This is a genomic window from Mucilaginibacter sp., assembly GCF_964263795.1.
Lineage (GTDB): Bacteria > Bacteroidota > Bacteroidia > Sphingobacteriales > Sphingobacteriaceae > Mucilaginibacter.
The window spans coordinates 1-18,455 of the sequence record NZ_CAXVWK010000112.1; the positions used below are offsets into that span (position 1 = coordinate 1).

The window sequence follows — 18,455 nt, forward strand, 5'->3', positions numbered from 1 at the left end:
TCCTCAAAAGCCTTTGTTGCAAAGTTGTGTACCTCGTTTAGGGCAAGGTCGTTACTAGTATGCATCAAATGGTAAACTTCATTTGCTTTCTCAAACGGCTTTAAAAAATATTGCATCAGTAAGGGAGCAATTACATCATCCTTAAGTTCGAGCGGTTGGTTGGATAAGGCATACATCTCGCCTTGCGACTGGTTACCAACGTGATGGACTGAAATTCTATCGAGCGCGGCTTCAAAAAAAGTTACCATAGGGTGGCGAAATTAAAACTTTTAGTTCATAGTAAATTCCGACTTTTGCAGATAGTAATGAGTAATGAAGAAACAATAGTGGCACTTGCCACGCCCAACGGTTCAGGTGCAATTGGCGTGATCAGGCTGTCAGGCCCCGACGCAATTGTGATAGCAAATAACGTTTTCAAAGGAAAAGACTTAACAAGGCAGGCATCACATACCTTGCATTATGGTAGCATAGTTGATGGCGATTTCGTACTGGACGAAGTAGTAGCATCTTTATTTGTAGCGCCGCGCTCATACACCCGCGAGAACGTTGTAGAGATTTCTTGCCATGGGTCAAATTACATTATTGAATCGATCATAAAACTATTTATTAAAAACGGAGCCCGTGCTGCCAAGCCGGGAGAGTTTACTTTAAGGGCATTTTTGAACGGACAACTCGACCTGTCGCAAGCCGAAGCCGTTGCCGATCTGATCGCCTCAAATTCCAGGGCGTCGCAACAAGTTGCCCTGCAGCAACTACGCGGCGGTTTTAGCAACCAGTTGCAGCAATTGCGGGATCAGTTGGTGCAGTTTGCTTCATTAATAGAACTGGAACTGGATTTTGCGGAAGAGGATGTGGAATTTGCTAATCGTGATCAGTTGAAAAAATTGATATATGAAATTGCAAAGGTAATCAGCAGCCTTATCCAGTCCTTTGAATTAGGCAACGCCATAAAAAACGGTGTAAATACCGTAATTGCCGGGCGGCCAAATGCAGGCAAATCAACCTTGCTGAATGCGTTGCTTAATGAAGAACGTGCTATTGTTAGCCATATCCCCGGTACTACGCGGGATACAATTGAAGAGATACTGAATGTTAACGGGATCAATTTCCGACTTATCGATACCGCGGGGATCCGTGAAGCTACAGACGCCATAGAACAGATTGGTGTGCAACGAACAATGGAGAAGATAAGCCAGTCGGCTATTATGCTTTACATTTTCGATGCTGCTCAAATCACACCCGAAGAGCTGGCCAGCGACATTGTGAGTTTAAAACGCGAAGGCGTAACGATGCAGATAGTGGCTAATAAAGCCGACCTTTTAACCACCGAACAATTGGCAGCGCTGCCACAGGATGATACGATTGTGATATCTGCCCGGGAAAAGCAGCACATTGATGAATTAAAGCAAAAGATCTACCGGACGGCCATTCATGACCAGCTTACAGGGCACGAAACATTAGTAACCAACATTCGCCACCTGGAAGCATTACAAAAAACAGAGCAAGCGCTTATCCGCGTGTTAAGCGGAATAGACAGCGTAACCTCCGATTTCCTGTCAATGGACATTAAACAGGCCCTTCATTACCTCGGTGAAATAACCGGCGCCGTAACCACCGACGATTTATTGGAGAACATTTTTAGTAAATTCTGTATCGGAAAATGACCCCTCCAAACAATTCAAAGCACCGACAACTAACGACAATTAAATAACTCATTGTTGGTAAGTTATGACTTTTTCTCTTGTCCAAATTCTTGGATAATTGGCATTGTATTTCTTATATTTGTTACCATCTTGTTACTCAAAACAGAAAAATTTTGAGTGGACAGTTTTAGGGAGAAACTAAGTAGCTTATATACCCTTATTTCCGCTTATTGCGCCTTATATACGCTTAATTCCCTTAAAGTTGGGGATTTAATAACTGATGATTTAATTTAAAGTACATCTGTAGTTGAAGCCCCGGTTATCTCCTCTAAATGGGATAATAATATGATTATTAGTGTTTTAAAATAGGGGGAACTTTCCTGTAGGATTGCTTTGCTCAAATTTTGGCAAGCGGGCTTAATGAATGATTTTAACATGAGTTCAAATTTTACAGTAAATAGGTTATGCGAGCAATGCGGTAATGTGTTTGAAGCAAAGACAACAGTGACCAGGTTTTGCAGTAAACTATGCAACAAACGCTTTTATAAAGCAAAAGAACGAGGTCAGAAAATTGCGTCGATGGATCAAGTCGTCAAAAAGGTACTTGAGGGCAACGCTTCTGAGCAGGTCAATGCGGACTATCTTAATGTTAAAACCGCGGCAAAGCTGCTTCGCGCATCTGATAAGATGATCTACAATCTCATCAATTTAGGAAAGCTTAATGCCATTAACCTTTCAAAAAGAAAAACACTTGTCGCCCGAAAGGATATCGATAAGTTATTTGAGCTGCCTCCGGTAGTTCAACTGAAGGAGCTCAAACCTCCACCGGTTTCGAAATGCTATAATACGGGCGAAGCGCAAAAGAAATTTGATATTTCTGAGAAAGCGCTGTTCGAAATCATTAAACGAAATAACCTGTTCAAGTTTCAGGAAGGTTGGTATACCTATGTAGCCAAGGAAGATCTTAACAGAATATTTAATCCTAAGCATTAAATGGCTAAAGTACATATCCGTAAAAAGCCGGTTACGAAAGGGCGGCATCCAATTTTCCTTGATTATACTCCCCCATTAAGAAATCCAAAAACAGGTAAACCACAGCGTTATGAATTTTTGGACTTGGTTATTTCGCCAATTCTTGTAACGTTATTCCTTTCTGTATCGTTTAATATTACTGGCTAAAATAGCGATTCCCGCTTTATTGCGTCTCTGTTTGCCTTTAACCATCTTCGAATAAAAACAAACTTTTCTTTCCTAAAAAGGGATTATAATCCCTATTTAGGAAGAGTGGAAATTTTAGATAAAAAATCACGACGTACTTTTGTGAATTTTATAGGGATAGATGTATCTAAAAACAAATTTGACGTCGCAATTCTAACCGGAAGCAAATTAGTCATCCAACAAACGATTCCAAATACACAAACTGCTATTTTAGAATGGTTAATTGCCATTAAGGCAACACCTGAACTAACCAGAGCTAAAACCTTGTATTGTATGGAACAACAGGCATTTATTGTAATTTGCTCCTTCACGCATTCGGAAAGGCGAAGATTAATTTTGTTATGAAAACCCAATTCATATAAAAAGATCAATGGGCCTTGTCAGAAAAAAAAGCGATAAAGTCGACGCCTTGAGGATTGCGCATTACGCCAGAAAAACCAAGCAGAAGTTTCCTTGTGGACCCCCAAGCGGCCAGTGATCGAAATGCTGACGGAACTTTCTGCCTTACGGGAGCAACTCTCTATCATTAAGAAGTTGCTTAAAACACCCATTAAGGACGGGAGATTTTTATGTCAGCTAAATTGAAGTATACTAGAGCGCAATATTCCAGAAGATCCCTTAATAATGTACTCGAAGACATTAAAGCGATTGAAAAAACAATTAAAAATACGTTAGCTAAGGATGAACACCTAAATTTGATTTACGAACAGTTAACCTCTGTTCCTGGTTTAGGTCCTCAAACCGCCTTACAAATGATAATTTCATCTAACGAATTCAAGTGGATAACTGAACCTAAAAATTTGCGTGCTATGCAGGTGTTGCGCCTTTCAAAACAGAATCAGGACAAAATAGGCCAAAGGCTCGGGTTTCAATCTTTGCAAACAAGCGTATGAAATCTTTATTGCATATGGGTTCCTTAAAGGCCATTGTTGGTAATGAAGAATTAAAATCTTATTACTTGAGAAAAACGGACATCGAAAAAAAGCCAAAGATGCTTGTGCTGAATGCTATTAGAAACAAGATGATTCAACATGCTTACGCCTGCATTAAACAAAATAGGCTGTTTGTAACACCGCCAAAAAAAGACGAGTTGATCACTGATAGTACAGATTTTCATATAACGATATAATTTAAAGTGGGCCTAAGTACATTCCGTGGCTTAGGATCAATGTCAGGGAGTAGGCCACTTTAATTATACTTATTGAATGGCAGGTGCCTTAAACATAACTCTTGGTTAATGGCCAATGTTTTGGATCAAGGCCTGCCATTTATTACATCTTACGAACTTTATCATGAATTAGGTTTTGTAAATTAGGGGAATATCAATTTCTGACCATCGAAGAGCTTGCATTAAAACAGACTGCTCTCAGCTAAGCCGGATGGAACGGGACAAGGTTAATTTTACAATTTCCATTTTGTTCGACGTTGCCACAGCCTTGCAGTTAGTCCTTCCCGGTTACTGGAAACATCAAATTCACTCCTAAAGAATAATACTTATCAGATTGATAAAAAGGAGATTTAGCATCAATCTCACTTACTCCAATCCTAAATTGGTAGCTTTGACCACTGCAACGTGTTCCCAGGCAACAGTATGCCTATGAGCTGAAATTTATTGAGAGATCCTGATGGGTATCAACTTGGCCGTCATGTGTATATTAAATGTTATATTAGCTATAAAAATAATTGCCTTCATTAAAGGTTTGCTAAATTACAGGCTTTATAAAGCGAATTGTTTAAATCAACTGCAGGCATATACTACAGCTAAAAAAAATATCATTGGTTCATCATCTAAAGAAAGTCGATCTTGCAAGGGGCATTGCAATACTTCTCATTTTTTTGTTTCATTGCCATCTGATCCTGTTTGGTCAATTGGGGCAGTCAGCTTTTTCAATTTCGACGGGGGAGAAAAAAATCGGTTGGTCTGAATTCCTGATCAATTATTCTCCAATAGCCTTTGGTTGGGTAGGGGTACCTTTATTCTTTTTGACTAGCGGTTTTTTGATCCACCTGGGCTATTTAAAGGAGGGCAAAAAGTTTAACTTAAAGACCTTTTTTAGCAAACGTTTTTGGCGCATTTTTCCGCCTTACTGGTTTTCATTCGTGGTGTTTATTTTGGCGGGCCACATTTTCCAACGACATTCCACATCGCTTAATTACACCGATATCTTATTACATTTGCTGACCCTGCATAATGTAAGTGACCGCTATATTTATTCGGTGAATCCCGCTTACTGGAGCCTTGCAGCGGAAGTGCAGCTTTATTTGATTTATCCGGTGTTTTTGCTCATCCGGAGGTGGACAGGGATCCGGAATTGTTTCCTGCTGTTATTATTGCTTTCTGCGATGCTGACTTTTTTAGGTGTATATTTCAATAATTTTGGAACGCTGTATGTTTACAGCAAAAACACGCTGGGATTATGGTTTATTTGGGCCGCCGGGGCCTGGTACGCGGAAGTCATTTATCTTCCTGGGAAAATACTGGTGCCCAAATATGCGCTTCCGTTTTTTTTATTGGCATGCTTTATCCTGTTGGTTAGTTCACTTTTTCGGACCGCCAATTACTTTGCTTTTTTTGTGGCTACAGTGGCCTGCCTTATTTTTTTCGACGCGTTATTGCATGATAAATGGTTTAGCGAAAATCAACTATTGTCAAAACTCTTCATGGTTACCGGGCTCAGCAGTTATAGTTTTTACCTAATCCACCAGCCCTATCTTAAACTTTTGCTCAACTTATGCGGGGCGCAATCAGGAAATCGCTTACGTGTATTATCCGTCATTCCTGCTTTTTTGATAACGTTGGTCGTGGCCTACCTTTTATACAAGCTCATAGAATTGCCTCCGGTTCGATTGGGAAGATGCTCAGAGATAAGCGGGTGCCCCGTTAGGCTAAATATGTCTGGATATAAGTAATTATGAAACAGTATAATAGATGGGTAGGAGTTTAAGTCCCTATTTAGGCAGGACGGAACCTTCGTTAAGTTTCAAAGTTTAGCTATTTTAGCTGGCTTACTGTGTATAAGTTTACATACAATGCGCCGAAACCTATAGTAAGCGTAGCTATCCGTTTCGGTATTGTAGTAAACTTTTTTTGGTGAAAATCAAATAATGGTCCAATCGATTTGTGACTCACGGGGCGAAGCTATTCAACAGTGCCAGCAAAAAGACTTATCATAATTAATGTATCGCAACCATGACAAATGTGATTAAGGTAGAAAATTTGTCCAAAGCGTATCAGCTTGGTGAGATCGGTATGGGAACACTCTCGAATGACCTGAAGCGTTTTTGGGCGAAGGCTTGCGGCAATGAAGACCCCTTCATGAAGATCGGTGAACTCAATGACCGGACGACTGCGGAAGGTGGGAATGTGGTACTGAGCCTGAAGGATATCAATTTCGAGATAGAACAAGGAGATGCAGTCGGACTGATTGGAAGGAATGGTGCAGGTAAGAGCACGCTATTAAAGATATTGAGCCGGATTACTTCTCCTACCGCCGGCTCCGTGAAAACAAAGGGCCGGATAGCCAGTTTGCTGGAAGTAGGTACAGGATTCCATCCTGAACTCACCGGCCGGGAGAATATATTTTTGAACGGCGCGATCCTGGGCATGCGTAAAGCCGAGATCAGCCGAAGATTTGATGAAATCGTCAGTTTTTCGGGCGTGTCCAGATACGTCGATACCCCTGTAAAAAAATACTCCTCAGGCATGTATGTGCGCCTGGCTTTCGCGGTAGCCGCCCACCTGGAGTCCGAAATACTTATTGTTGATGAAGTGCTTGCTGTCGGAGATGCCGAGTTTCAAAAAAAGTGTCTCGGCAAGATGGGTGATATTAGTAAAGGCGAGGGCAGGACAGTGCTTTTCGTTAGTCACAATATGGGGAGTATACAGCAGCTGTGTAAAAAATGTATTTTGCTGCAAAATGGCGAACTGGTCGCTATGGGAGAGAACGGAAAAGTAATAGAGCATTATACTTCGCAGAATGCGAACGCCCGGTACGAAAATGCAGACACAGAACGCGAGGCGATTATAGCCACAGCCTATTTCGATAACGCTAGCCTGCTGAACTCAGAAGAAGCCGTCATTAATATGGAGATAAGAAGCCGTCTTTCCCGTCGTCTTTCCGCCGACGTACGGGTCAGCTCGAACTTGGCCGTACCGGTTGGTTTTGGTTCAGTAGGAGCGCTCAGTTACGATCAGCAGTTAACTATCCGGCCGGGCATCAATAAATTTCGGCTGGCCCTGGATGTTTCTAAACTTGCGCTGGGTAATTACAGTCTAAGCCTAGATATTACGGAACCCAACGTCAAGTTTTACGACCGGTGTGAAAATTGTCTGGGATTCGAGATTGTTAAACTCGATGAGAATGACAGAAGATTATCGCAGTACTGGGGTTATGGTTCAGTGTTGCTTCCATTAAAACTATTGTAATAAATGATTTCATCCTTGACCCGTTTGTTTCAACCGCGCAGCAAAGCCAGCTTTGAGGATAGCCTGCTGGCTCACCGTCTGGAAATTTTCAGGGATAAAAAAATAGACTGTATCCTGGACGTGGGCGCCAATACAGGACAGTATGCGACAAGCGTGTTGTCAGGTTATTCCTGCAGAATCATATCTTTTGAACCCATGAAAAAGGAGTTCGATGAACTATCTCAAAAACTAAGTCGTTATCCGTACTGGACCGCACATAACATAGGTCTCGGTGACCGCGAAGAGCGGGTGAACATTAATATTTCTGAAAATTCATTTAGCAGTTCTATTCTGGGACTTAACCAGGAAACAATTTTATATGATGATAGCATTGGCTTCATTGGAACACAGGTCATTCAGGTTAAACGGCTGGATGCTATCTGGGACACACTTCCTGTCTTCGGTAAGCGGGTCTTACTAAAGATCGATACGCAGGGTTACGAAAATCGGGTACTGAATGGAAGTAGCGGTGTTCTTTCGCTAATCTATGGCATTCAGGTAGAACTATCTATCGTTCAATTGTACAGGGAGGAGCCACTTTTCGATGAAATGTTACATAAGATCCAGCAACTTGGGTTTGATCTATATATGATCGAGCCTGGGTATAAAGACCCGCATAGCGGAAAGCTATTACAGTTAGAAGCCATATTTTTTAGAACAAATGTTTAAGCGAATCTTAAAAAGACTTATCGTAGATCCACCGGCGCCAGTCATGGCTACCATGACGAGGTCCTATGCACAGTACGGCGAAGATCAGATCATCCTGGCACTGCTCTATATATTCAACCTTACCGATGTCAATTATATGGATATCGGGGCAAACGATCCCTGGAAGTTAAACAATACAGCGCTGCTCTACGAAAGGGGAATCACTGGTATGAATATAGAACCTGATCCCGAAAACTTTTTGAAATTAAGTACGGCCAGACAGCATGATCTGAATCTTAATATCGGTATTGGCAGCCAGAATGATCTACTTACTTATTACCGTTTCGTGGACTCTGTTTATAACACTTTTTCCGCACGCGAATATCATACTCTCGTCAATCAACAGAACCAAATACCTTTGCCCTCATTAGAGATAGAGGTGCGCAGCTATGCGGATGTAGTAGAAACGGAGCTTCACGGAATTCCGCCCGTACTGCTATTTGTTGATACGGAAGGACTGGATGAGGAAATCATAGAATCAACTGGGTTTGATCTATATCCACCAAAAGTACTTTGTATCGAAACGTTTTCCTACGGTGAGTTCAGGAAAGACCAGGCGTTGATCGATAAGATCCGCAGCAAAGGATATCATGTCCACGCGGACACTTTTGTTAACACCATATTTATACATCAATCACTATTGCCTTATCCTGTTAGTGCTAACGCCTGATGCATAACTTGCCGAGGATATCTATTGTTACGCCCTCCTTTAATCAGGGGCACCTGCTGGAAGAAACCATCCTCTCCGTGTTAGGTCAACGCTATCCTGAGCTGGAATACATTATTATGGATGGCGAGAGCACAGATGGATCGATAGACGTCATTAAAAAATATGAAAAGGAGCTGAGCTATTGGATCAGCGAAAAGGACCATGGCCAAGCCGCGGCGATCAACAGCGGCTTTCAAAAAGCCACCGGAGATATAATGATGTGGTTGAATAGCGATGACCTGCTCATGCCGGGTGTTTTACATAACATCGCGACGATCGCCCGGAATGGTAATGAGCTATTTATTGGCGAATGCATGCATTTCCGCCAACAGCCTGGCGGCCCGCTTGATGCCTGGGGCAGTGATGTTGCCAATGAATCTAAAACGATAGATCTGGCGGATTTTGATTACGTAATCCAGCCCTCCAGTTTCTGGACCAGGCAGGTTTGGGAAAGCATAGGGCCCTTAAATGAGTCATTACATTTTGCTTTTGACTGGGAATGGTTCCTGCGCTGCCGGGCACAAGGGATCAATTTTAAATACATCCATAAATGTTTGTCCATGTACCGTTATCATGAAGGGCATAAATCTTCCGGTGGCGGAGAGGAACGGCGGAAAGAAATCCTGGAAACTTATTGCCGCTTTAATCCTGATAAAGCCAAATTGTTTGCCTTGTTAGCCGATCAGGTAAGGCGTCAGCCAGGAATAGGTTACCGTGCCATCCGCAAAAGCCTCACCTTTTTCAAAGCAGGGCACCATTATGCCCGTTTGTTACGAATGGCCTATCCCGGAACATTTGGTATTTATACGATCCAGGACATCGAACTTTTGGTCCGCATGCTTTAAATGACCGAAGCTATGAAGTTTTCCATATTGACCCCTTCCTTTAATTCTGGGAGATATTTAAAAAGAATGATCACGAGTGTGACCGCCCAAACTTACGGGAACTGGGAACATATCGTACAGGATGGCTTTTCTACCGACGATACCAAAACGATCTTGGCTGCTAATCCCCAGATCGACTGGATATCCCGACCGGATAGCGGACAGTCAGAGGCCATGAATTCCGCCTTTCAGCGCTCTACCGGTGATATTATTATTTACCTGAATGCCGACGACGAACTCAGGCCGGACGCTTTGGAAAATTACCATAAGTGTTTTCAGGCAAACCCCGAAATCGACATGGTCGTAGCTGATCTGGAGATCGATCATTCCGGACAAAAGACCCTGAACAGGCCTTCGACAGACCTTCAGAAGATTCTGCACTACTGGCCATGTGTCTTTCCGGCGAATCCGGTTTCTTATGCCTATACCAGAACGTTGCAGGAAAAAGTGGGTGTGTTTCCTGCAGAAAATCATTTTACGATGGATTACTGGTTTCTTTTACGGGCAATTTTAAAGGGAAGAGTCATTCAGAAAGATTTTACCGGTGGTACGTTCTATTTTGACGGTCAGAATAAGTCTGCTAACGCCGATAATTCCCGGCTATGGCTCAAAATCGTCAGGGATGATTTTTTATTTAGGTATTTTTATTATCCTCAGGTAGGCAGATTTATTTTGAGACAACTATTGTCCAGGTGAAAAAATTAAAAGTACTTTTTGTACTTCATGACGCTGCCCTGATGGGAGCACCAATGGTCATGCTGCATTTCTTACGCTGGCTGCGTGCGCATAGCGAGGTGGAGATGACAATATTGCTCAAGTCCGGCGGAATTCTTGAACAAGAATTCGAACGCCTTGCGCCGGTTCACCGATGGAGGCCGGGTATGTTACCGGAAAAGGCAGGATTGCGTCTGTTATCTTTTTTTAGCAGGGTTCTTTTTAAAAAGGGCGTCCCGGTTCCGTTTCCTGCTTCTTTAAAAGCCGGCAGCTTCGATCTGATCTATTTGAATACAGCAGACACAATGGACCTGGCACCGCTGCTTAAGCGGCTATTCAATTGCCCGGTGATCGCTCATATCCACGAGCTTTCTTATTCACTTCATGCTTATTTTCCTAACGCTTTCAGTCCAGAGAACCAGTTTTCGGTAGATCATTACATTGCAGCCAGTGAAAGTGTCCGGAAAAACCTTATGAAGAGTTACGATATAGCACCTGAAAAGCTGCAGTTGGTCAACGAGTTTATACCTGTAGATCACATGCCGGTGCCGGATGTTTCCTTATCTGAAATTAAAAAGGAATTACAACTAGGCAACGGGTTTGTGGTAGGTGGTGTAGGACAAGGTGGCTGGCGTAAAGGAACAGATATTTTTATCCGGCTGGCTGCGGCTGTTCATCAACTAATACCGGATATCCCGGTCACTTTCATATGGGTCGGAGACCAGTCCGCAGAAATCCGCGCTCAACATGCGTACGAGATCGAACATTTGAGCCTGAACGGAAAAATTATTTTCACTGGATTGAAGCGTCATTCGCAAAACTATTTTCAGGTATTTGATATTTTCGCGCTAACTTCCAGAGAAGATCCGTTTCCACTGGTGAGTTTGGAGGCTGCGGCCATGTCGAAACCGGTGTTGTGTTTTCAGGGTACCGGTGGCATACCGGAGATTATCAGCAGGGAGACCGGCGGTGTATTCCCTTATGGGGATGTAGATGGGATGGCTGCACGGATTGCAGAATACTGTCGAAGCCCCGGACAAATTGCCGAAACAGGCCGGAATGCTGCCAAAATGGTTCGAAACTATGATGTCGGAATACTTGCCCCAAAATTGTTAGCATTGCTTTATGGGTACTAAACTGGCTATTGTTATTCCTGCGTACAAAACTGCTTATCTGGATGCTGCCCTGGCCTCTCTAACTGCACAGACCAATCAGAATTTTTTTGTCTATGTGGCCGATGATGGCAGCCCTGAAAATATAGGTTTACTGGTCGATAAGTATCAGGAAAAACTCGTGATTAAGTATTATCGTTTTCCCGATAATCTGGGCAGTATCGACCTGGCAGGGCACTGGGACAGAAGTGTTGCTTTGGCTATAGAGCCCTGGGTCTGGCTCTTTTCTGATGATGACCTGTTGTCTCCTGCCTGTGTTCAGCGCTTTTATGAAGCATTAGAACAAACGGGCCATGCTTATAATTTGTACCGTTTCAATATCGATATGATTGACGGAGAAGGAAAGACCATCTGCGTGAAAAAAAGCCATCCAGAACTGGAAAGTGCCTATGAATTTTTGATTGGCCGGCTGAAATCGCGTTCATTGAGCGCAGCCGTAGAATACATATTCCGAAAAGACGTTTTTGTCAAATATGGTGGATTCGTTAGTTTCCCATCTGCTTATTGTTCAGACGACGCTTCCTGGTTATTGTTTGCAGACGAAAAACCTATTTTTACCATTCACTCTGAAAAAGTGTACTGGCGGGCTAGCGGAATTAATATTAGCTCCGGAAAAAAACATGCTTTTCCGAAGGCAATAGCCCTTCTTTTGTTCATCCAATTTATAACTATTAATTTCGGATGGGATAAACGAGCGCTGCTTTTACTGGCCCGCCCTTGGTTCTTCGAACAATTGAATCATATCCAGGGGCGCATCACCATCGGGCAAGCTATGCGGCTGTCGCGGCAATTCAAAAAACTATTTAAAAATAGAGAGAAATACATATTCCGGAAAATCATCGCCTGGCAATATCGTTATACCCGTTTTGCCCGTCTTCTTCAGCTATGGTCCGCCTCTTAGCACTTAGAGAAAGGTTCGCGCATATGCAGGCAATTAGCGGTTATGATGCTTTATATGATCATTTTCCGGCTGGCATAAAGGTGGAGAGTGTTTTCTGCAATTTTCAAAAAAGATATCCCCGGGGAATTGGCCGGATGATGGAAAAGTCGGCGGCCCTTGCCGGCGGCCCTGGTTTCTATAACGCGCAGTCCCTGGAAGCGGAAATGCGGTTGTTGTGGAAAGCAGGGATAAATAAGTATGACCTGGTCCATTATGCCTATGGCGAATCGTATTTCGGGATAGGAAGAATCCTTAAAAAACGCTTACCTGTGTTTGTGACTAACCACCAGCCAGTTTCCTGGTGGGAACGACACACGGGATTTGCAGCCAGATACGCCAACGCGAGCAAGGTGATTACGTTGTCGGAACATGACCGTGATTATTTTAATATACTGCAGCCGGGAAAAGCAGTTTGCATTCCTCATGGTGTCAATACCAAGTTTTACCGGCCGGATACCGCGGCAGTACCCTCTGGACCCTTCAACGTACTTTTTGTGGGACGCTATCTGCGGGATACGGTTGCCTTATGTCGGACGGTAAATAATTTGCGTTCTTTACAACCTGATATCCGTTTCGATGTAGTATATGCAGACCGAGCGGGGTATTTACAGACAGGCATGCAGGAACTTGCAAAGCTTCCGGAAGTGAATTGGCATACCGGTGTCAGCGCGGAGGCTTTGCGCGGGCTTTACAGCAAAGCGGATTGTTGCCTGATTCCACTCGAAGATAGTACAGCCAACAATGCGATACTGGAAGCGATGGCATGCGGCACGCCGGTGGTCACCACCAACCTTCCGGCCGTTCACACCTATCTAGACGAAACATCCGCTATGTTCGCACGCCCAAAAAATTCGGATGACCTAACCGATCTAGTATTGTCCTTATATCGTGAACCCGGAAAAAAATCTGCCATGGGCAAAAAAGCCCGTGAAAAAGCGGTACGTGACCTTGACTGGGAAGTCATCGCCCTTAAAACTTTTGATTTATTTAACAGTTATCATGACTGATCTGATACTAACCATTATTCATGGTTATGACTATCCCTTTCTGGAACCATTTTTTGAATCCCTGAAACTTACAGGATTTAACGGAAAGATCGTCATATTCGTCTCCGAAACGGTTTCCAGAACAACCCGGGCCGCCATTAAACGGCAGGGCGCCCTATTGGTCGACTATAACACCCGGCATCCCTACATGACAGATTATGCCACCGCTTTTCAGGCTATCGTACCGGGAGCGAGTATCTCCAATTATCGTTTTATCCTGTTCCGCGAATTTTTGCTTACCCATCAAGCGGAATATCAAAGGGTTGCGATGACCGATGTCAGAGATGTCATTTTTCAACGTAACCCGTTTACCGGGTTGAACGAAAATGAAATACATGTATTTCTGGAAGATCCCGTTCAGACTTTCCGGTATTCTGAACTGAATTATCAATGGTCCGTTGCGGCTAACGGGCAATCTGTCACCGACACTTTTATAAATGAGGTCGTGAGCTGTGCCGGCTTCACAATAGGTGGGATGCAGCCGGTGCTTGCTTACCTGAACCATATGAAACGCAAGCTTGAATACCGCGAAGTACTGCCCTGGGCATTTGATCAGGGCGTACACAATGGTTATGTCTATGCCTTAAGACCACCCGAAATGCGCACGTTCAAAAATGATGAAGCCGTTGTGGCGACACTAGGTGCTTATCAGCCTTACCAGCTCAATGCGCAGGGGGCCGTGGTCAATAGCAGGGGAGACCTCTATGCTGTCGTACATCAGTACGACCGTTCCGGTAAACTTTTTGCGCTGGTCAAAAGAAAGTATGTAGGCAGTCGTTTCCTGCAAAAGATAAAAAGGGTATTTTATTTGATCATGCCCTGATGCTGAAAATTCTGTCAACAAATTTCCGGGATCTGATCTTGGCTATTTTAAGAAAATCCGCTACCTATCGGAAATTTTTTTTTGTGCCCAGAGCCGCCATATCGCTACCTAAAGCTACGGGGATTAAGGCCATATACACATTTAATGAATCCGGTATCTCCAGGGTCCCGCCGTTGACAAACGATCCGGCGCCCTACTGGAAATTTAAGATGCTGTTGCATGCACCAGCGCTGAACACTTTTGTGCTGGATGCAGATAAATACCGTGTTTGGGGAAATCAGGGCGCGGTGATCACCGCTTCAGGCTATCTGCTCCGGGAGGTATCACGTGAATTTGAAAAAAAATATCACAGTATTTTTAAACAGTTACGCCTCATTCGTCCCGTCCGGTTGAAGGGTACTTCTGCCATAATTAGTGCTTCAGGAGCTGATATGTATTATCACTGGATGTTCGATATTATCCCGCGGATCAGGCTGCTCCGGCAGGCCGGTTTCGAGGACCGGGATATAGACCACTATATCGTGGATTACCGTGATCTTCCTTTTCAGCGTGAATCGTTAGCTTTACTGGGGATTGCTCCGGAAAAGATTTCCCGTTCAACAGATCATTTTGCTTATCATATTACCGCTGACCGGCTGATCGTTCCTTCGTTACCCTCCGCATTAGATGAAGTTTCAGCTGAGGCATGCCGTTTTTTAAAAGAAATCTTTTTTACGCAAGAGCCTGCCATAAGCCCGTTTGGTGACAGGATCTACCTGAAAAGATCCGGAAAACGGGTAATTATTAATGAAGCGGAGATCGAGACGTTTCTGCACGAACAAGGTTTCGAAACGGTACACTGTGACCATTACACTATCGCAGAGCAGGCCACAATCTTCCATCACGCCAGGGTCATTGCCGGCTCTCATGGTGCAGCATTCAGCAATGTCGTCTTTTGTCAACCTGAAGCGCAGGTAATCGAGTTTTTTTCACCACGCTGGATCAATCCATGTTACTGGACCATCTGTAATCACACCGGCGCCACCTATTATTACCTCGTCGGCGAAGGGTCTGTCCCGAACAGCAAGTCTGACGCGCAGGGGACGGCTGCCGATATCACGCTTGATGTTCAGAAGCTGCATGCATTTTTCAACCAATTTAACATAACCAAATGAAAACGGTAAAAAAGACCGTTAAAATAAAGTTTCAAAACGGATTGTCTTTTGGCTTGGGTGTAAAAGAGATCCTGGCCTGCGTGCAAGGCCATTATGAATTTATTGAAAGTGAAGACCCAGACTTTATCATTTTCGGGCCATATGGAAACGACCTGCCTCCCCGAAGCGACGCTTATGTCAGGATCGGTTATTACTGTGAGAATATTGTGCCGGATATGTCTTTATGTGAATGGGCATTTGGTATGCCAAGGGAAGATGAGATAAGAGATTCTAAATACAAAAAAATACAATGGCACAATCTTGATCCGGCTGACCTGATCAAGACCAAAGTGGATATCGACGCCGTCATCGCCGGAAAAAACAAGTTTTGCAATTTTCTTTATGGTCACCGGGTGCCTTATCGCGAAGCCTTTTTTAAGGCTTTATCTAAATATAAAAAGGTCGATGCGCCGGGAAGATCGATGAACAATATGCCCTCGATTGACGATGTTTATCGGGGCGATATATGGGAGCGAAAAAAGCAATTTTTGAAGCCTTACAAGTTCACGATCTCCTTTGAAAATAATTCTTATCCCGGATACCAGACAGAGAAACTTTATGATGCCATGCTGGAATGGAGTATTCCCATCTATTGCGGAGATCCTCTTATCACCGAATTGTTCAATCCGCAAAGTTTTATCAACGGGTTCGATATGCTCGACCCGAACTACGGTTACGTGGTCCGGGGACTGGAAAAAGCCACCCAAATGGATTTCGAGGATTTTCGGCCGGGCGTTTTCCACACGGTACCTCAGCATTTAAAAAGAAAGCTGAAAACGATCGGCCGGGACTTTAAAATGCGATTGGAGTTCAGAGGGCTTAAATACCAGCAATTAGTTGATAAGGTAGTGGAGATCGACCAAAATGATGATCTTTACCGGCAAATGCTAACACAACCCTGGTTTGCGCATAACGCTGTCCCTGAACATACCAGCGCTGTAAATCGCTGGAAAGAGATATTCGGATAATGGAACAGAGTCCCTTGGTATCGGTAATTATTCCTGTTTTTAATAGCAGCATTTATATTGAAGCCTGTATCAGCTCTGTGTTAGCACAGACCTGGCAAAACCTAGAGATCATCGTCGTCGACGATGGTTCGACCGACGACAGCTATGAAAAAGCGGCGCGTTTCCAACATACCAAACTGCGACTTATCCAGCAGCAAAATGCAGGTGCTGGCGTTGCCAGGAATACCGGTCTGGCTGCATCAAACGGTAATTATATTCAGTTCCTAGATGCTGATGATTTTCTTTCAGTGGATAAGATCGCTTCGCAGCTGGCTGTTATGGAGGGATTCTCCGGTTATCTTGGATTGTGTGCCACCATCTATTTTACGGATCAGGAAGACCCGATGCGAGTCGAGGCCACGGAAGATTGGTATAAGACAGGTAGCCACGACCCGGTAGATTTCCTGATCAAGCTTTACGGCGGTGGGGGAGCGCAATATGGCGGCATGATCCAGCCCAATGCCTGGCTTACCCCTAGGACGGTCATTGACCAGGCCGGCCTATGGACCGAAGAACGGAATCCGGACGACGATGGTGAATTTTTCTGCCGCATATTGCTCGCATCTGCCGGTGTTAGATATGCTGCAAACGGATTAAATTATTACCGAAAAAGCACTTCATCTCACCGCCTCAGTAACAGGGGGAGTCATCAGCGCAGTGCGGCCGTATTAAATTCATGGATCTCAAAAGCTAAACATTTAGCTCCGTTTGATCACTTATCGGGCGTGAAAAAGGCATTGTCCATAAATTTTACTGAACTTTGTTACCAGAATTATCCCCGGTTCCCAGACCTGAGCCGAAAAGCCTTTGAATTGGCGTTAGTCTATGGTGGTTTGGCACACCCTCCGTATTTCGGAAATAAATTATTTAATCTTTCACGTCAACTGTTGCCCTGGAGAGTATTACTCCAACTTCAACATATATACCATTGGACGAAAAAATACCTGTCCTGAATTTTTTTATTGATCCTGAACATTATCCTTACGATTATGATCCGGCTTTGAGCATCAATGCTCCTGCGCATCGTCAGCTTAAACTCGCTTTGTCCTCTGCGAACACCTGGCTGTTATGGACTTTGAGGACCTACCTGGAATTAAAAGATCGCTACACCTGCCGCTTAACAGATCAAATGCCTGAGAACGGGATTGTGTTTTTTTTTCGTGGATCGGTCAGTATGGAACAAAGACCCGGGAATGATCAGTTTTGGGTATGTCTGGTCGCAGACAGTACCTGGCATCCCTTTAGCCAGATCAATGTATTTCAGAACCTGGAAGCCTCCAGGCGTTACCGGCAAAGTTTTTTTAAGCGTCACTGGCCTCCTTTGTCCGTCCTCCGGCGTAGACAATCCCGAGATGGCCTGAAACGCATCTATTATATGGGGGATCGAACTAACCTGAGTCAGGAGTTCCGTTCAGCTGACTGGACACGTTTTTTAAAAACCGAAGGGTTCACCTTTGTTTGTCCACCGGTCGGAAAGTGGAATGATTACCGTAAAGCAGATGCTGCGCTTGCTGCACGTAGTTTTGACGGGGATCCGTACCTGAATAAACCCGCGAGTAAACTCATCAATGCGTGGCTTGGACATGTGGTATTCATCGGGACGCCTGAGTCAGCGTATGAGGCGGAGAAAAAGGGTACGCTAGACATGGTCATCGTCGAGAGTTATGCTGCGTTAAAGATCACTTTGCTGCGCTTGCGGGATGATCTCGAACTGTTTCACAGGTATCAGGACAGATCAGCAGAAAGATCCACGGAGTATAACATCGATATTTATCGACGCGACTGGGAACAATTGATAGATGGTCACGTCCTGCCGTTGGCAGCTACTTGGTTCAACCAAACTCGAGCCAGCTACAGGTATTATTTATTCATGAGGAAGATACAAAAAATAGTTTTTTCACTGCGTTACCGTTTGAACAGGAATCGCTGCTAA

Annotated in this window: 19 protein-coding genes and 2 pseudogenes; 20 read left to right on the forward strand and 1 reads right to left on the reverse strand. The window is 44.0% G+C overall.

Annotation, left to right across the window (positions count from 1 at the left end; all coding sequences use genetic code 11):
- A pseudogene (locus ACE5CV_RS17630) lies at positions 1–248 on the reverse strand (nucleoid-associated protein); the annotation flags it as partial.
- A gap of 57 nt (positions 249–305) precedes the next feature.
- Here ACE5CV_RS17630 and mnmE point away from each other — a divergent pair.
- From mnmE to ACE5CV_RS17730, 20 genes and pseudogenes are all read left to right on the forward strand, one after another.
- A complete protein-coding gene (gene mnmE, locus ACE5CV_RS17635; protein ID WP_374951513.1) occupies positions 306–1,664 on the forward strand; it encodes a tRNA uridine-5-carboxymethylaminomethyl(34) synthesis GTPase MnmE in 1,359 nt (452 codons plus the stop codon).
- 558 nt (positions 1,665–2,222) lie between these two features.
- Positions 2,223–2,636 carry a helix-turn-helix domain-containing protein gene (locus tag ACE5CV_RS17640; RefSeq protein WP_374951514.1) on the forward strand — a complete coding sequence of 138 codons (414 nt, stop codon included), beginning with the start codon at positions 2,223–2,225 and terminating at the stop codon, positions 2,634–2,636.
- Positions 2,637–2,822: a hypothetical protein gene (locus ACE5CV_RS17645; protein WP_374951515.1), complete on the forward strand. Its 186-nt coding sequence runs from the start codon at positions 2,637–2,639 to the stop codon at positions 2,820–2,822.
- A gap of 105 nt (positions 2,823–2,927) precedes the next feature.
- Positions 2,928–3,206: a hypothetical protein gene (locus tag ACE5CV_RS17650; RefSeq protein WP_374951516.1), complete on the forward strand. Its 279-nt coding sequence runs from the start codon at positions 2,928–2,930 to the stop codon at positions 3,204–3,206.
- Between the two features lie 224 nt (positions 3,207–3,430).
- The gene (locus ACE5CV_RS17655) at positions 3,431–3,754 is read left to right on the forward strand and encodes a hypothetical protein (protein ID WP_374951517.1); all 324 of its coding nucleotides are present in this window, start codon (positions 3,431–3,433) and stop codon (positions 3,752–3,754) included.
- A pseudogene (locus tag ACE5CV_RS17660) lies at positions 3,718–3,990 on the forward strand (hypothetical protein); the annotation flags it as partial. The gene ACE5CV_RS17655 and the pseudogene ACE5CV_RS17660, both read left to right, overlap by 37 nt.
- A gap of 647 nt (positions 3,991–4,637) precedes the next feature.
- The gene (locus ACE5CV_RS17665) at positions 4,638–5,771 is read left to right on the forward strand and encodes an acyltransferase family protein (protein ID WP_374951518.1); all 1,134 of its coding nucleotides are present in this window, start codon (positions 4,638–4,640) and stop codon (positions 5,769–5,771) included.
- Positions 5,772–6,051: 280 nt separating this feature from the next.
- Positions 6,052–7,287 (forward strand): ABC transporter ATP-binding protein, encoded by a 1,236-nt coding sequence (locus ACE5CV_RS17670; RefSeq protein ID WP_374951519.1) that lies wholly within the window; start codon positions 6,052–6,054, stop codon positions 7,285–7,287.
- Between the two features lie 3 nt (positions 7,288–7,290).
- Positions 7,291–7,995, forward strand: a complete 705-nt coding sequence (locus tag ACE5CV_RS17675) for an FkbM family methyltransferase (RefSeq protein ID WP_374951520.1) — start codon at positions 7,291–7,293, stop codon at positions 7,993–7,995.
- Positions 7,996–8,047: 52 nt separating this feature from the next.
- The gene (locus ACE5CV_RS17680) at positions 8,048–8,704 is read left to right on the forward strand and encodes an FkbM family methyltransferase (RefSeq protein ID WP_374951521.1); all 657 of its coding nucleotides are present in this window, start codon (positions 8,048–8,050) and stop codon (positions 8,702–8,704) included.
- On the forward strand, positions 8,704–9,588 hold the full coding sequence (locus ACE5CV_RS17685; protein ID WP_374951522.1) for a glycosyltransferase family 2 protein: 885 nt from the start codon (positions 8,704–8,706) through the stop codon (positions 9,586–9,588). The genes ACE5CV_RS17680 and ACE5CV_RS17685 overlap by 1 nt, the downstream gene beginning before the upstream one ends.
- Before the next feature lie 12 nt (positions 9,589–9,600).
- Positions 9,601–10,323, forward strand: a complete 723-nt coding sequence (locus ACE5CV_RS17690; protein WP_374951523.1) for a glycosyltransferase — start codon at positions 9,601–9,603, stop codon at positions 10,321–10,323.
- Positions 10,320–11,477 (forward strand): glycosyltransferase family 4 protein, encoded by a 1,158-nt coding sequence (locus tag ACE5CV_RS17695; protein WP_374951524.1) that lies wholly within the window; start codon positions 10,320–10,322, stop codon positions 11,475–11,477. The genes ACE5CV_RS17690 and ACE5CV_RS17695 overlap by 4 nt, the downstream gene beginning before the upstream one ends.
- A complete protein-coding gene (locus tag ACE5CV_RS17700; protein WP_374951525.1) occupies positions 11,467–12,414 on the forward strand; it encodes a glycosyltransferase family 2 protein in 948 nt (315 codons plus the stop codon). The genes ACE5CV_RS17695 and ACE5CV_RS17700 overlap by 11 nt, the downstream gene beginning before the upstream one ends.
- A gap of 23 nt (positions 12,415–12,437) precedes the next feature.
- Complete coding sequence (locus tag ACE5CV_RS17705) at positions 12,438–13,460, forward strand: glycosyltransferase family 4 protein (protein ID WP_374951526.1); 1,023 nt, start codon at positions 12,438–12,440, stop codon at positions 13,458–13,460.
- Positions 13,453–14,322 carry a hypothetical protein gene (locus ACE5CV_RS17710; protein ID WP_374951527.1) on the forward strand — a complete coding sequence of 290 codons (870 nt, stop codon included), beginning with the start codon at positions 13,453–13,455 and terminating at the stop codon, positions 14,320–14,322. The genes ACE5CV_RS17705 and ACE5CV_RS17710 overlap by 8 nt, the downstream gene beginning before the upstream one ends.
- On the forward strand, positions 14,322–15,476 hold the full coding sequence (locus ACE5CV_RS17715; RefSeq protein WP_374951528.1) for a DUF563 domain-containing protein: 1,155 nt from the start codon (positions 14,322–14,324) through the stop codon (positions 15,474–15,476). Before ACE5CV_RS17710 ends, ACE5CV_RS17715 begins: the two co-directional genes overlap by 1 nt.
- Positions 15,473–16,483, forward strand: coding sequence for a glycosyltransferase family 10 domain-containing protein (locus ACE5CV_RS17720; RefSeq protein ID WP_374951529.1), 1,011 nt, complete (start codon positions 15,473–15,475; stop codon positions 16,481–16,483). Before ACE5CV_RS17715 ends, ACE5CV_RS17720 begins: the two co-directional genes overlap by 4 nt.
- Positions 16,483–17,475 carry a glycosyltransferase family 2 protein gene (locus tag ACE5CV_RS17725; RefSeq protein ID WP_374951530.1) on the forward strand — a complete coding sequence of 331 codons (993 nt, stop codon included), beginning with the start codon at positions 16,483–16,485 and terminating at the stop codon, positions 17,473–17,475. Before ACE5CV_RS17720 ends, ACE5CV_RS17725 begins: the two co-directional genes overlap by 1 nt.
- Positions 17,451–18,455: a hypothetical protein gene (locus ACE5CV_RS17730; protein WP_374951531.1), complete on the forward strand. Its 1,005-nt coding sequence runs from the start codon at positions 17,451–17,453 to the stop codon at positions 18,453–18,455. Before ACE5CV_RS17725 ends, ACE5CV_RS17730 begins: the two co-directional genes overlap by 25 nt.

Bases quoted from the DNA above. Each gene is read 5' to 3' on its own strand.
- ACE5CV_RS17680 (WP_374951521.1), top strand. From the start codon at position 8,048: ATGACGAGGTCCTATGCACAGTACGGCGAAGATCAGATCATCCTGGCA.
- ACE5CV_RS17675 (WP_374951520.1), top strand. From the start codon at position 7,291: ATGATTTCATCCTTGACCCGTTTGTTTCAACCGCGCAGCAAAGCCAGC.
- ACE5CV_RS17645 (WP_374951515.1), top strand. From the start codon at position 2,637: ATGGCTAAAGTACATATCCGTAAAAAGCCGGTTACGAAAGGGCGGCAT.
- ACE5CV_RS17715 (WP_374951528.1), top strand. From the start codon at position 14,322: ATGCTGAAAATTCTGTCAACAAATTTCCGGGATCTGATCTTGGCTATT.
- ACE5CV_RS17655 (WP_374951517.1), top strand. From the start codon at position 3,431: ATGTCAGCTAAATTGAAGTATACTAGAGCGCAATATTCCAGAAGATCC.
- ACE5CV_RS17640 (WP_374951514.1), top strand. From the start codon at position 2,223: ATGGATCAAGTCGTCAAAAAGGTACTTGAGGGCAACGCTTCTGAGCAG.
- ACE5CV_RS17690 (WP_374951523.1), top strand. From the start codon at position 9,601: ATGAAGTTTTCCATATTGACCCCTTCCTTTAATTCTGGGAGATATTTA.
- ACE5CV_RS17710 (WP_374951527.1), top strand. From the start codon at position 13,453: ATGACTGATCTGATACTAACCATTATTCATGGTTATGACTATCCCTTT.
- ACE5CV_RS17725 (WP_374951530.1), top strand. From the start codon at position 16,483: ATGGAACAGAGTCCCTTGGTATCGGTAATTATTCCTGTTTTTAATAGC.
- ACE5CV_RS17700 (WP_374951525.1), top strand. From the start codon at position 11,467: ATGGGTACTAAACTGGCTATTGTTATTCCTGCGTACAAAACTGCTTAT.
- mnmE (WP_374951513.1), top strand. From the start codon at position 306: ATGAGTAATGAAGAAACAATAGTGGCACTTGCCACGCCCAACGGTTCA.
- ACE5CV_RS17670 (WP_374951519.1), top strand. From the start codon at position 6,052: ATGACAAATGTGATTAAGGTAGAAAATTTGTCCAAAGCGTATCAGCTT.
- ACE5CV_RS17685 (WP_374951522.1), top strand. From the start codon at position 8,704: ATGCATAACTTGCCGAGGATATCTATTGTTACGCCCTCCTTTAATCAG.
- ACE5CV_RS17705 (WP_374951526.1), top strand. From the start codon at position 12,438: ATGCAGGCAATTAGCGGTTATGATGCTTTATATGATCATTTTCCGGCT.
- ACE5CV_RS17720 (WP_374951529.1), top strand. From the start codon at position 15,473: ATGAAAACGGTAAAAAAGACCGTTAAAATAAAGTTTCAAAACGGATTG.